The 13328-nt window shown below is 65.6% G+C and carries 14 protein-coding genes; 5 read left to right on the top strand and 9 right to left on the bottom strand.

What is annotated here, in order from left to right; genetic code table 11:
* Positions 1-289: 289 nt before the first annotated feature.
* From rplS to ffh, 5 genes are all read right to left on the bottom strand, one after another.
* On the bottom strand, positions 290-676 hold the full coding sequence (gene rplS / locus IVB41_RS35155; RefSeq protein WP_007598824.1) for a 50S ribosomal protein L19: 387 nt from the start codon (positions 674-676) through the stop codon (positions 290-292).
* 110 nt (positions 677-786) lie between these two features.
* Positions 787-1542, bottom strand: coding sequence for a tRNA (guanosine(37)-N1)-methyltransferase TrmD (gene trmD / locus IVB41_RS35160; RefSeq protein WP_247439377.1), 756 nt, complete (start codon positions 1540-1542; stop codon positions 787-789).
* 117 nt (positions 1543-1659) lie between these two features.
* Positions 1660-2217: a ribosome maturation factor RimM gene (rimM, locus tag IVB41_RS35165; protein ID WP_247439381.1), complete on the bottom strand. Its 558-nt coding sequence runs from the start codon at positions 2215-2217 to the stop codon at positions 1660-1662.
* 9 nt (positions 2218-2226) lie between these two features.
* Positions 2227-2559: a 30S ribosomal protein S16 gene (gene rpsP, locus IVB41_RS35170; protein ID WP_007598827.1), complete on the bottom strand. Its 333-nt coding sequence runs from the start codon at positions 2557-2559 to the stop codon at positions 2227-2229.
* A gap of 85 nt (positions 2560-2644) precedes the next feature.
* The gene (ffh, locus tag IVB41_RS35175; RefSeq protein WP_027514978.1) at positions 2645-4192 is read right to left on the bottom strand and encodes a signal recognition particle protein; all 1548 of its coding nucleotides are present in this window, start codon (positions 4190-4192) and stop codon (positions 2645-2647) included.
* A 332-nt stretch (positions 4193-4524) separates the two neighbouring features.
* Between ffh and IVB41_RS35180 the strand changes: the two genes are divergently transcribed.
* Positions 4525-5589 carry an MBL fold metallo-hydrolase gene (locus IVB41_RS35180; protein ID WP_247439383.1) on the top strand — a complete coding sequence of 355 codons (1065 nt, stop codon included), beginning with the start codon at positions 4525-4527 and terminating at the stop codon, positions 5587-5589.
* A gap of 41 nt (positions 5590-5630) precedes the next feature.
* Here IVB41_RS35180 and IVB41_RS35185 read toward each other — a convergent pair whose 3' ends face one another.
* Both IVB41_RS35185 and IVB41_RS35190 read right to left on the bottom strand, forming a co-directional pair.
* Positions 5631-6350 carry an SIMPL domain-containing protein gene (locus IVB41_RS35185; protein WP_247400614.1) on the bottom strand — a complete coding sequence of 240 codons (720 nt, stop codon included), beginning with the start codon at positions 6348-6350 and terminating at the stop codon, positions 5631-5633.
* A 5-nt stretch (positions 6351-6355) separates the two neighbouring features.
* Positions 6356-7138, bottom strand: a complete 783-nt coding sequence (locus IVB41_RS35190; protein WP_247439385.1) for a GyrI-like domain-containing protein — start codon at positions 7136-7138, stop codon at positions 6356-6358.
* A gap of 219 nt (positions 7139-7357) precedes the next feature.
* Between IVB41_RS35190 and dapF the strand changes: the two genes are divergently transcribed.
* Entirely contained in the window at positions 7358-8233 is an 876-nt protein-coding gene (dapF, locus tag IVB41_RS35195) for a diaminopimelate epimerase (RefSeq protein WP_247439387.1), read from the top strand.
* Positions 8233-9486: a tRNA (N(6)-L-threonylcarbamoyladenosine(37)-C(2))-methylthiotransferase MtaB gene (gene mtaB, locus IVB41_RS35200; RefSeq protein WP_247439389.1), complete on the top strand. Its 1254-nt coding sequence runs from the start codon at positions 8233-8235 to the stop codon at positions 9484-9486. The genes dapF and mtaB overlap by 1 nt, the downstream gene beginning before the upstream one ends.
* A gap of 211 nt (positions 9487-9697) precedes the next feature.
* On the opposite strand, the gene IVB41_RS35205 is transcribed toward mtaB, so the two are convergent.
* Positions 9698-10807 (bottom strand): DUF2336 domain-containing protein, encoded by a 1110-nt coding sequence (locus tag IVB41_RS35205; protein ID WP_247439391.1) that lies wholly within the window; start codon positions 10805-10807, stop codon positions 9698-9700.
* A gap of 136 nt (positions 10808-10943) precedes the next feature.
* On the bottom strand, positions 10944-11645 hold the full coding sequence (locus IVB41_RS35210) for an RluA family pseudouridine synthase (RefSeq protein WP_247439401.1): 702 nt from the start codon (positions 11643-11645) through the stop codon (positions 10944-10946).
* Positions 11646-11705: 60 nt separating this feature from the next.
* Between IVB41_RS35210 and ftsY the strand changes: the two genes are divergently transcribed.
* Both ftsY and IVB41_RS35220 read left to right on the top strand, forming a co-directional pair.
* A complete protein-coding gene (gene ftsY, locus IVB41_RS35215) occupies positions 11706-12653 on the top strand; it encodes a signal recognition particle-docking protein FtsY (RefSeq protein ID WP_247358180.1) in 948 nt (315 codons plus the stop codon).
* A gap of 3 nt (positions 12654-12656) precedes the next feature.
* A complete protein-coding gene (locus IVB41_RS35220; RefSeq protein WP_007598838.1) occupies positions 12657-13259 on the top strand; it encodes a septation protein A in 603 nt (200 codons plus the stop codon).
* Positions 13260-13328 lie beyond the last annotated feature (69 nt).

Consider the following 13328-nt stretch of genomic DNA (forward strand, 5'->3'; position numbering starts at 1 on the left):
GCGCGGCTGGCGCGCGGGGCAACAAAATCGTCAGCGCAGCTTTTAGGCTGCGCGCGTAAGCTCTGACGTTGCCGAGGTCGCGAAGCGTCCGAAGAACCGGCCGGGCAGCCGCGAGCGATCGTCGATGATGACGCGCTTGACGGGCGAGAGGCTGGTCAAATCTGGAAACATTCCAAGAATATATAGCAGGCCGAACTGGAATCGCGAGGGCTTTGACGCGCACGGCTGACGCAACAAAAAAGCGCGGGGTTTGGCCCCGCGCTCTCGGTAACTCGCCTGTAAGCGGAGCTTACTCGTTGACGGCAGCAGCCGGGCGGTCCTGCTTCTTCTCGACGATGCGGGCCGACTTGCCGCGAAGGTTGCGGAGATAATAGAGCTTGGCGCGACGCACCTTGCCGCGGCGCACCACCTTGATCGAGTCGATCATCGGCGACATCACCGGGAACACGCGCTCCACGCCTTCGCCGTACGAAATCTTGCGCACCGTGAAGCTCTCGTTGAGGCCGCCGCCGGAACGGCCGATGCAAACGCCTTCATAGGCCTGCACGCGGGTGCGGTCGCCTTCGACGACCTTCACGTTGACGATCACGGTATCGCCGGGACCGAATTCCGGAATCTCCTTGTTGGCGGAGAGCTTGTCGAATTGCTCTTTTTCGAGCTGTTGGATCAGGTTCATGGGTAAATCTCCATCGGCGCGCCCAGCCTTGGAAAACGGGGGCTGCGCGAAATTCGTTTATCCAGCCATTGCGGATGTGGCCGCTGCTATAAGGCAAGCCGGAGCGTTTGTCACCCGTCTGTCTTGTTTTTTGGCGTTTTTTGGCGTCCGGCCCGATTCGGGACTTTGCTCGGGATCTGGGCCCACAAATCCGGTCGCCGGGCCGCCGTCAGGGCCTCGGATTCCGCCCGCCGCCAGCTGGCGACCTTGGCGTGGTCGCCGGAGGTCAGGATCTCCGGGATCGGGGTCCCCTCGAACAGCTGCGGCCGGGTGTATTGGGGGTACTCGAGCAGGCCGTCGGAGAAGCTCTCCTCGGTTCCCGAGGCTTCCTTGCCCATCACCCCGGGCAGCAGCCGAACACAGGCGTCGATCAGGGCCAGGGCTGCGATTTCACCACCCGAGAGCACGTAATCGCCGATCGAGACCTCCTCCAGACCCCGCCCGTTGATCACCCGCTGGTCCACTCCCTCGAACCGCCCGCAGACGATCAGGGGACCCGGACCCTTGGCGAGCTCCAGGACGCGGGCCTGGGTCAATGGCCGACCCCTCGGGCTCATCAGCAGTTTCGGCCGGTCCGGGCCAATCCCGGCGGCATCGATGGCCGCCGCCAGAACATCGGCCCGAAGCACCATGCCCGGCCCGCCGCCGGCCGGGGTGTCATCGACGCTGCGGTGGCGGTCGGTGGCCGAGGCCCGGATGTCCCGCGCCTCCAGCTCCCAGAGCCCGCCAGCCAGCGCCCGGCCGGCCAGGCTCACGCCCAGCGGCCCCGGAAATATTTCCGGAAACAGCGTCAGCACCGTCGCGCGCCAGGGTGAGGAGGTGGTCATTGGATCTCAATTATTGTCGTCCCGGACAAGCAGAGCGCAGATCCGGGACCCATAAGCACCGCACTTCGTTTTGCGACGGCTGGAGCGATCAGCTTAGCCAAAAATTCTGGCCTGTGGTTATGGGTCCCGGCCTTCGCCCGGACGACTCGGGGAGGAATCCTCCTCCGTGTCCTCTGCCTCGATTTCCTGCGGCAGCGCGATCACGACGCGGCCGCCTGCGATGTCGACGTCCGGTACCACCGCGTCCGTGAACGGCAGCAGCAGCGTGGTGCCTGTGGGCGGCGCGATCTCGATGATGTCGCCGGCGCCGAAATTGTGGATCGCGAGCACGCGGCCGAGCGCATCGCCGGCCGTGGTGACGGCGGCGAGCCCGATCAGGTCGGTGTGGTAATATTCGCCCTCGTCCGTCGCGGGCAGCTTTTCGCGCGCGACATAGAGCTCGATGCCGTTGAGGCGCTCGGCGTCATCGCGGGTCGTGACGCCCTTGAATGTCGCAACCAGATGATCCTTGGCCGCGCGCGCCGTTGCGACCTCGAACTGGCGCTTGCCGTCCTTGGACGAGAGCAGACCGTAGCTCCGCACGGCAAAGGGATCTTCCGTGAAGGTCCACAGTTTGACCGCGCCGCGCACGCCATGCGCGGCGCCGATCCGCGCGACGCAGACCAGCGCCGGCATGATCTGGCCTTAACCCTTCGCGGCGGCTTCGGCCTGCGCCTTGCGCTCCTTGCGCGGCACCGCCTTCTCGGGGTTGTTGCGCACTTCGCGCTTCTTGACGCCGGCGGCGTCGAGGAAGCGCGACACACGGTCCGACGGCTGCGCGCCCTTGGCGAGCCACGCCTTCACCTTGTCCATGTCGAGCTTCAGCCGGGTCTCGTTGTCCTTCGGCAGCAGCGGGTTGAAATAGCCGAGACGCTCGATGAAGCGGCCATCGCGGGGAAAGCGCGAATCGGCGACGACGACGTGATAGACAGGGCGCTTCTTGGTGCCTGCACGGGCGAGACGGATAACGACGGACATCTAAGTTCTCCTTCAAAGTACGTTTTGTTCGGTTGTTGGTATTCCGCGTTGCGCGAGACCGTTGCGATCTCCCGCGACGAATTCCTCATTTCTTCTTGCCGGGGAAACCGCCGAGGCCTGGCAGCATCGGCTTGCCGCTCAGCCCGGTCAGGCCCGGAACGTTCGGCAGACCCTGGCGCAGCCCGGGCGGCAAATCCTTCGGCAGGCTGGGCAGACCTTGTCCGCCGCCACCCTGCATCTTCTCCTGCAGCGCCTTCATCTCTTCCGGCGAAGGCGGCTTCATACCGCCGCCAAAGCCCATCGCCTGCGCGATGCCGGCGAGCGGACCGCGTTTGCCGGAGCCCATGGCCTTCATCATGTCGGCCATGTTCCGGTGCATCTTGAGCAGCTTGTTGACCTGCTCGACACTCTGGCCGGAACCTGCGGCGATGCGCTTCTTGCGGCTGGCCTTGAGCAAATCGGGATGACGTCGCTCGTCGCGTGTCATGGAATCGATCACCGCGACCTGGCGCTTCAAGATCTTGTCGTCGATGCCGGCGGCCGCGATCTGGTTCTTCATCTTGGCGATGCCGGGCATCATGCCCATCAGGCCGCTGATGCCGCCCATATTGGCCATCTGCGACAGCTGCTCGCGCATGTCGTTGAGGTCGAACTGACCCTTGCGCATCCGCTCGGCGGTGCGCGCAGCCTTTTCGGCATCGATGTTGGCGGCAGCGCGTTCGACCAGCGACACCACGTCGCCCATGCCGAGGATGCGGCCGGCAATACGGTCGGGATGGAAATCCTCCAGCGCGTCGGTCTTTTCACCGGTGCCGAGCAGCTTGATCGGCTTGCCGGTCACCGCGCGCATCGACAGCGCGGCGCCTCCCCGACCGTCGCCGTCGACTCGTGTCAGCACGATGCCGGTGAGGCCGACGCGCTCGTCGAAGGCGCGCGCGAGGTTGACGGCGTCCTGGCCGGTGAGGCTGTCCGCCACCAGCAGCACTTCATGCGGATTTGCGGCGGCTTTGATCGCGGCTGCTTCCGCCATCATCTCTTCGTCGAGCGTGGTGCGGCCGGCCGTGTCGAGCAGCACGACGTCGTAGCCGCCGAGCTTGCCGGCCTCGAGCGCGCGCTTCGCGATCTGCGCCGGCTGCTGGCCGGCGACGATCGGCAGCGTCGGAATGTCGAGGTCGCGGCCCAGGACGGCCAGCTGCTCCATCGCCGCGGGACGGTAGATGTCGAGCGATGCCATCAGCACCTTGCGCTTGTCGCGCTGGACCATGCGACGGGCGAGCTTTGCGGTGGTGGTGGTCTTGCCGGAGCCTTGCAGGCCGACCATCATGATCGGCACGGGCGGCACGGAATTGATGTCGATGGTCTGGCTTTCGGCGCCGAGCGTGTTGATCAGCTCGTCGTGGACGATCTTGACCACCATCTGGCCTGGGGTCACCGACTTGACGACGGTGGCGCCGATCGCCTGCTCGCGGACCCGCTCGGTGAAGCTGCGCACCACCTCGAGAGCCACGTCGGCTTCCAGCAGCGCGCGGCGCACCTCGCGCATCGCGGCGTCGACGTCCTTTTCGGTCAGCGCACCGCGCCCCGTCAGACGATCGAGAATGCCGCCAAGCCGTTCCGACAGATTGTCGAACAATGCCGTTGTCCTTTTTCACCTCTGCCCGCATGCGCGGAGGAGGGAGCAGAAAATCCAAACACCTTTACGCCCGAGGGCGCATAGCGCTGTCGGGCGTTGGCCTCTGGCCTCTGGGGCCAGTGGGCGGGTCGAAAAGAAAGCCTTTCCGAGAAAGTGGCCGGGTTAAACGCCGCTGCCGCCCGAAAGTCAAGGAAAGTTAGGGTGGCCGGGGCCGCTTTGGAAGGCAAGGCCTTGAAAAGATGAACTTTCCGGCGGCGGGTTCCTTTTCATCGGAGGCAGCCCATATGAAAGCTTGATGCCCTCCCCCTCCGACCATCCCTGAAGCCAGATCCGTGCCGATCACCCGCCGCCGCCTTTTCGGACTGCTCGCCGGTGCCGGCGCATTGGTCGGCGTGCCCTCCCTTTGGATGTCCCGCATGAAAACCTATGACGGCCCGGTCTCCGACCATTTCGACGGTCTGAACTTCTTCGATCCGGACGGCGTGCCGCCGAAATCGCTTCGAGAGGTCCTGCGCTGGCAATTTGGCGGCAAGCGGCAGCGCGCGAGCTGGCCGGATTGGGCGCCGAGCCCCCATGCCGACACCCCGCCGGACCGCGTCGACGGCGACAAGGTGCGGCTCTCTTTCGTCGGCCACGCCAGCTGGCTGATCCAGACCGGCGGCCTCAATATTCTCGTCGATCCCGTCTGGTCGATGCGGGTCTCGCCCGTCAGCTTCGCCGGGCCGAAGCGGCACAACGATCCCGGCATTGCGTTCGACAAGCTGCCGAAGATCGATATCGTGCTGGTCTCGCATGGCCATTACGATCATCTCGACATGGCGACGCTGTCGCGGCTCGCCAAGAATTTCGCCCCGCGTGTGGTGACCCCGCTCGGCAATGACGTCACGATGCGCAGCACCGATGCGACGATCAAGGTGGAAGCGTTTGACTGGCACGATCGCGTCGAGCTCGGCGGCGGCATCGCCGTGACGCTGGTGCCGACCCGGCACTGGTCGGCGCGCGGCATGTTCGATCGCAACAAGGCGCTGTGGGCGAGTTTCGTGCTGGAAACGCCTGCGGGGAAAATCTACGTCGTCTGCGATTCCGGCTATGGCGATGGCGGGCATTTCCGCCGTGTCGCCGAGAAGCACGGCCCGTTGCGCCTGGCGATCCTCCCGATCGGCGCCTACGAGCCGCGCTGGTTCATGCGCGATCAGCACATGAACCCGGAAGACGCGGTGAAGGCGCTCGCGGATTGCGGCGCGCAAGCCGCACTCGGGCATCATCACGGCACGTTTCAGCTGACCGATGAAGCAATCGATGCGCCGGCGAAGGCGCTGGGCGAGGCGCTCGACGCCGCAAAGGTGCCGCAGGAGCGGTTCGTGGCGATGAAGCCGGGGCAGGTGGTGGAGATTTAGCTTCGCCCCGACGACAATGGAGTCTGTCGCGGCAGCTGCGCCTACTGCTCTTTCGCCTTGATCGCCCAGCTCACATTCACCGTCACCGCCAGCGTTTCCTCGCCGGGCGCAACGGCCGCGCCGCCTGCGGCCATCGGCGCTGCGGCCATGCGTCCCTTGAACAGCGGCATCGGGGCGCCGCCTTCGGACACGCTGAGCGGCGCGCCGAGCGTGACGCCGGTGGCCTTGGCGTAGATCTCCGCTTTGCGGCGGGCGTCTGCGACGGCCTTCTCGCGGGCATCGTCGAGTAGTTTCGAGGCCTGCGTCACCTCGAAGGAGATGTTGCCGATATCGTTGGCGCCGGCGCCGACCAGCGTGTCGATGATGGCGGCGACTTTGGTCACGTCGCGGATCTTCACGGTGACGCGGTTTGACGCGCGGAAGCCGACCACGGGCGAGGCGCCGGTGGATTTGTTCTGGCCGTATTGCGGCTGCAGTGACAGCCGCGAGGTCTGGTAATCCTTCTCGTCAATGCCTGCGCCCTTCAGCGCCAGCAGCACCTTGCCCATCGCGGCGTTGTTGGCGTCGGACGCTTCCTTCGCAGACTTGGCGTCGTTGGCGACGCCGGCGTCGATCTGCGCGAGATCAGGCGCGGCGGAGATCGTGGCTTCGCCGCTCACCGAAATCGCGGACGGAAAATCGTCGGCAAGCGCAGGCGTTGCCAGCATCGCGGCGGCAAAGGACGTAACAAGGGAGGTCAAAAGGATGGCAGGCTTTTTCATCGGTCTCACTTCAGCGGCACGAATACATTGATCACGAGCTTGTCCTCGGCCGTCTTCAGGGGATCGGTGAGGTATTCCTCGATGAAGGTGTCCTTGGCTTCCAGCTTCTTGTCGTCGAGGTGATTGGTGATCGCCTCATAGGTGTTGTCCATGTTGTCGTAGGAGCCGCGATGAACGAATTTCAGCGCCTTGCCCTCCGGCGATTTGCCGACGCTCATATCCTTGGGCAGGTTCTTCGGGTCCTGCTCGACCGGGATCTCGGCAAGGAAGGTGAAGCCGGTATCGTCGGTCGAGGTGTAGACGATCATCGAATTGCCGGCGTGCTTGATGCCCTGCTTGTCCAGCAGCGTGTTCAGCGCCTTGAAGGCGTCGATCAGCGTGTCGAAGGCCGAGTCCCAATTGGCAGTGCCCTTGACCATCACGACCTTCTTAGGCTCGAGCGTGGTCTCCTGTCCGAACGGATCGGCCGTCTGCACGGGAGCCGGCGTCGCGGCTGCAGCGGGCGGCGGGGCGGGGCTCGGTGAGGCACTGGCTGCGGGCGAGGGCGAGGTTGCAGGGGACGCTGCAGGCGACGTTGAAGGGCTTGGCGAGGTGCTGGCCGCCGGCGAGGGCGCGGCCACGGGTGCAGCGCTCGCGGCCGGGGAGGGCGAGGCCGACGGGGCCGGCGAGGGGCTCGCCGATGCGGCCGGCGCCGGGCTCGGCGTTTGGGCCAGCGTGGCCGACAGACCAAACGACAAGGCCGCTGCCGGAATCAGCGCGGCCAAAGCGAGATGATGAAACCTGAACATTTTTATTCTCCCCAATAGCTTATCCGCCAAAGCCTTACGTCCCCGAGGCCTTAACCCGGCCGCATGTCCCGGTTGCGCGAATTTCGCCGTTCTAACACGCGAGCGCCGAATTCGTCCCATGACAGATGCGTCATGGCAGCGTCCTGGCTCTTGTCGGCAAATCACTGGCCAAGAGGGCCAAGGATCGCCATATAAGGCAGGCGAAATTCGGGAATTTTCATGAGCGCGCTGGCCAACCACGCATTTGCCAAGATGAACGGCATCGGCAACGAGATCGTCGTTGTCGACATGCGCGATTCCGCCACGACGGTCACCCCGGACGACGCCCGTGCGGTGGCATCGGCGCGAGGCGGCGTGCCCTACGACCAGCTCATGGTGCTGCAGAAGCCGCGCTTCGACGGCACCGAAGCGTTCATCAGCATCTACAACTGTGACGGCTCCGAGGCCGGCGCCTGCGGCAACGGCATGCGCTGCGTGGTGCGGCGCGTCTTCGAGAAGACCGGCCAGACCAATGCGACGTTCGAGACGGCCGCGGGCCTGCTCAATGCCTGGCAGGGTCCGGCGCCGGATCTTTATACGGTGGACATGGGCGCGCCGAAATTCGGCTGGCAGGACATTCCGCTCGACCAGGAATTCCGCGACACCCGCTACATCGAATTGCAGATCGGTCCGATCGACGATCCGATCCTGCATTCGCCCTCGGTGGTCAGCATGGGCAATCCGCATGCGATCTTCTGGGTCGATGACGTCAACGCCTACGATCTCGAGCGTTTCGGTCCGCTGCTGGAGAACCATCCGATCTTCCCGGAGCGCGCCAACATCACGCTCGCCCATATCGTCGATCCCCAGCACATCACGATCCGCACCTGGGAGCGCGGCGCCGGCCTGACCAGGGCCTGCGGCTCGGCCGCATGTGCCACGGCGGTTGCGGCGGCGCGGCTGAAGCGCGCCGAGCGCAATGTCGAGATCGCGCTGCCCGGCGGCAAGCTCGGGATCGAATGGCGCGAGCGCGACGATCACGTGCTGATGACGGGCACGGCGACTTTCGAATATGAAGGCCGTTTCGATCCGGCGCTGTTCGCGCCGGTCGGGTGATGAGCGTCGACATCGTCAACTTCGGCTGCCGCCTCAACGCCTTTGAAGCCGAGGTTATCCGCCGCGAGGCCGAGGGCGCAGGCCTTTCAGATACCATCGTCATCAACAGCTGCGCCGTCACCAACGAAGCGGTGGCGCAGGCGCGCCAGTCGATCCGCAAGCTGAAACGCGAGCGGCCGGCAGCGCGCATCGTCGTCACCGGTTGCGCGGCGCAGACGCAAAGCGGCATGTTCGCCGAAATGGCCGAGGTCGATCGCGTCGTCGGCAATGACGACAAGATGCGGCCGTCCGCATGGCGCGAGGCGCGTGCGGCGTTCGATCTCGGTGCGAGCGAAAAAATCGCCGTCAGCGACATCATGGCGGTGAAGGAGATGGCGCCGCATCTCATCGACGGCTTCGCGAGCGGCCTGCCGCGCGTGTTCGTGCAGGTGCAGAACGGCTGCGACCATCGCTGCACTTTCTGCATCATTCCGTTCGGGCGCGGCAATTCGCGCTCGGTGCCGATGGGCGCGGTGGTCGATCAGGTCCAGGCGTTGGTCGCGCGCGGCCATGCCGAGATCGTGCTTACCGGCGTCGATCTCACCAGCTACGGCGCCGACCTGCCGGGTACGCCGAAACTCGGCCTGCTGACGAAGCAGATTTTGCGGCACGTGCCGGAGCTGAGGCGCCTGCGCATCTCCTCGATCGATTCGATCGAGGCTGACAGCGATCTGTTGGATGCCATCGCTGAGGATTCGCGGCTGATGCCGCATCTGCACCTGTCGCTGCAGTCCGGCGACGACATGATCTTGAAGCGCATGAAGCGGCGGCATACGCGCGGCGACGCCATCGCGTTCTGCGACCAGGTCCGTCGCCTGCGCCCGGACATCGCGCTGGGCGCCGACATCATTGCGGGCTTTCCGACCGAGACCGAGGAGATGTTCTCGCGCTCGCTCGACCTGGTCGAGGAATGCGGCCTGACGTTCCTCCACGTCTTCCCCTATTCGCCGCGTCCCGGCACGCCGGCCGCGCGGATGCCGCAGGTTGCGGGCGGCGCAATCAAGGAGCGGTCGAAGCGGCTGCGCTCGGCCGGTGAGGCCGCGCTTCTGCAGCGGCTGCAAGCCGAGATCGGCGCCACGCGTGAGGTGCTGATCGAGAGCGACGGTCAGGGACGGACGGAGCATTATCTGCCGGTGGCGATCGCGGGCGAGCGTATGGGCAGTGTCGTGCCGCTGCGGATCGCTGGTCGCGATGGCGCGCGGCTGACTGCTTAGCCTCGTTGCGGCGAGTGACGACGCGCTGTACCTCCAGCGTCGTCCCGGCGAAGGCCGGGACCCATACCGCGTGATCTATCGGTGATCCGCGGTGCTTGTCCCAACCAAGCAGAGTAACGGACCGTCGTCGCCAAACTTCTCCCTGTGGTTGTGGGTCCCGGCCTTCGCCGGGACGACACCGAGGGTGGAGAAGCAGCGCGCCCCAAACAGCCTACAACGCCCGCACCTGCCAGAACCGCAGCGTCCGCCGCGCATTCTCCGGGGTCATGCGCGCGTAATGGCTTTGAGCCCTTGCGATATCGGCCGGCTTCATCGCGCCGGTCGCAAAGCGGCTTTGGAGCACGGCGGCGGTGGTTTCCCAGCTGAGCTGCGCCGCCTTGCACGGCACCAGCAGGCCGTCCTCGCGGAGGCTTTGCATCAGCGGGCGAATCACTTCGACGGTCGATCCCGACAATGCGGCCAATGCGGCCACCGCTTCTTCATAACGCCGATGCGTTGCGAAGCCGAGCAGCGTCGCTTCGCTGAGCTGGCCGGTCGCCTTCAGGCCTGCGACGGCGCGCTTGGCACCTTCGAAATCGCGGACCCCCGACATCTCGCGCTCGACACCGACGGTGACGGCGGCGATCGCGGTCTGGATCTCCTCGAACAGATGCGGCGGCGCGCGCGACAACAGGCGGGTCCGCACGGCATCGCTCGCCGAGCGCAGCAATTGACGGCGCAGGTCTGACGGCAGATCGACGCGGACGCCAACGCTGACCGCGAGCTCGGGGTCGGCCTCGGCCTGTCCGACGATGACGGCGAATCCGTTGCCGGACACGCGCGCGCCGGGATTGGCGGCGAGCCGGCGGCTGACGCTGGGATAGCGCCGCGCCAGCAATGCATCGGTGACGATCTCCTTCAGCCACCAGCGCCCGGCGACCGCGAGCAGATGCGACTCGCCCCTGCTGGAGGCGATCTGCACCAGCGCGCCGTCGTCGAGGCGCGCGGATTCCTGCAGCACGGGACCAGCGATGCGGATTTCGTCATTGTTGGCGAGCCGGCGAATGACCGATGGCGGCGCCTGCGCGATCGGCGCGAGCTGCGCGCTGATCTCGGCGAGAGCAACGCGCGCGCCCATGTCGGCGATGGCGCGGAGCTCGATGGTGCCGATCAGCCGATCGAGCACGTCGTCAAACAGTGCGATCTGCTCGTCGTCGAAACTGCCGGCGGAGGACAGGAACAGGTCGGTGACGCGGCGGGCTGTTGCCAGGCCCTTTTCCGCCGAGCCAGTCCGAAGCGCGGACTCGACCTCGTCGATGATCGATAACTCGGCCGTGGACATGACGCGCAGCTCGTCCTGAGCAGATTGACGGAAGCTTGTTCTAAGCAACCGCTATCATTAGCGACGAGCACTGAACGTTTCGTAAACTATAGGCAGCGCTGCGCGGCCTCCTCACCATGAGGGGCGAGCAGTTGGGCTACTCCCCGTTCCACCCGCAGGCGCGGAGCCGCTCGTGCATGTGGGGTGGGGCCGGCGCCACCACGCGGACCGGCTCCTTATTGCGGGAGATCGGTACCACGATCTCGCGGGAATGCAGGTGCAGCTTCGGCTCGCCGAAGCGCGGGCCGTTGCCGTAAATGTTATCGCCGAAGATCGGCCAGCCGGTCGCGGACGAATGCACCCGCAATTGATGGGTCCGTCCCGTCACCGGTTCCATGGCGAGCCAAGTGAAGCCGGCGCCCCGGCCCATCACCTTCCAGTTGGTGATGGCCTTCTGGCCCTCGGGATCGGGCTTCTGCCACCAGCCGCGTTCGGCGTTCAGTCGCCCGAGGGGCATGTCGATGGTGCCTTCGTCCTCGGTGGGGCCGCCCTCGACGATGGTCCAGTAGGTCTTGCCGATCTTGCCATGCTTGAACAGCAGGCCGAGCGAGGCCGTCGCCTTGCGGTGGCGGCCGAGCACGAGGCAACCCGAGGTGTCCTTGTCCAACCGGTGGGCCAGCACCGGCGGCCGCGGCAGGCCGAAACGGAGCGCGTCGAAGGAGGTTTCGAGGTTCGCGCCGCCCTTGGGTCCGCGATGCACCGGCAGGCCGGCCGGCTTGTCGATGACCAGCATCAATCCGTCGCGATGGAGCACGCGCGCCAGGATTTCCTCGGCCGTCAATTCGGGAACATCGAGCAATTGCAGGACTTTCGGTCAAGACTTTCGTTTGCGAGCCGGAACGGCTAACACACCGCCACCATGAACGATACCACCCCCGAGACCCCCAAGCTGAGCTGGTGGCGCCGCCTCTCCGACGGGCTGAAGCGCACCTCGTCCTCGCTCGGGACCGCGGTCGCCGACCTCGTCACCAAGCGAAAGCTCGACCGCGCCATGCTCGACGACATCGAGGACGTGCTGCTGCGCGCCGACCTCGGCACCTCGGTCGCGGTGCGGATCGCGGATGCGGTTGGCACGGGACGCTACGACAAGGCGATCTCGGCGGACGAGGTCAAGGACGTCGTCGCGACCGAGGTCGAGAAGGTACTGGCGGCGGTGGCCAAGCCGCTCGAGATCGACGCCGGCAGGAAGCCGTTCGTCATCCTCGTGGTCGGCGTCAATGGCTCCGGCAAGACCACCACCATCGGAAAACTCTCGCAAAAATTCGCGTCCGAAGGCCGCAAGGTGATGCTGGCCGCCGGCGACACGTTTCGCGCAGCGGCGATCGAACAGCTCAAGGTCTGGGGCGAACGCACGAGGACGCCCGTCATATCAGGTGCGCAAGGCTCGGATTCGGCGAGCCTCGCCTTCAATGCGCTGACGGCGGCGAAGGAGCAGGCCATCGACGTGCTCCTGATCGACACGGCCGGGCGGCTTCAGAACAAGGCCGAGCTGATGAACGAGCTCGAAAAGGTCGTGCGCGTCATCCGCAAGGTGGACGCGACTGCGCCGCATGCGGTGCTGCTCGTGCTGGACGCCACCGTCGGCCAGAACGCGCTATCGCAGGTCGAGGCCTTCCATCGCACCGCCGGGGTCACCGGCCTCGTGATGACCAAGCTCGACGGCACCGCCCGCGGCGGCATTCTGGTGGCGCTCGCGGAGAAATTCAAACTGCCGGTGCATTTCATCGGCGTCGGCGAAGGCGTCGACGATCTCGCGCCGTTCACCGCGCGTGATTTCGCCCGCGCGATTGCCGGAATCGAAAGCTGAAGAATGGACAAGACCCAGCCGCACCCGCTGTTCAAGCTTGCCACCGAGCTCGGCCCGCTGCTCGTGTTCTTCTTCGTCAATGCGAAGTTCAATCTGTTCGCCGCGACCGGCGCCTTCATGGTCGCGATAGTCGCGGCGATGATCGCCTCCTATGTGGTGACGCGGCACATCCCGATCATGGCGATCGTGACAGGCGTCATCGTGCTGGTGTTCGGCACGCTGACCCTGGTGCTGCATGACGAGACCTTCATCAAGCTCAAGCCGACCATCATCTACGCTTTGTTCGCCGCGATCCTCGGCGGCGGCCTCTTGTTCGGCCGCTCCTTCATCGCCGTCATGTTCGACCAGATGTTCAATTTGACGCCGCAGGGCTGGCGCATCCTCACGCTACGCTGGGCGCTGTTCTTCGCCGGCATGGCCGTGTTGAACGAGATCGTCTGGCGCACCCAGAGCACGGACTTCTGGGTCAACTTCAAGGTGTTCGGCGTCACGCCGATCACCATGATCTTCGCCATCGCCCAGATGCCGCTGACCAAGCGTTATCACCTCGAGCCGGCGTCGCTGGAGGCCAGCGAGGCCGAGGCGGGCGATGTGAGGAAGGGGTAAGGTCTCTCAAGTCGTCATTGCGAGCCCAGCGCAGCTACATGCGCGACTGTCATCGCCCGGCTTGACCGG

The sequence above is a fragment of the Bradyrhizobium sp. 44 genome, from assembly GCF_023073095.1.
GTDB lineage: Bacteria > Pseudomonadota > Alphaproteobacteria > Rhizobiales > Xanthobacteraceae > Bradyrhizobium.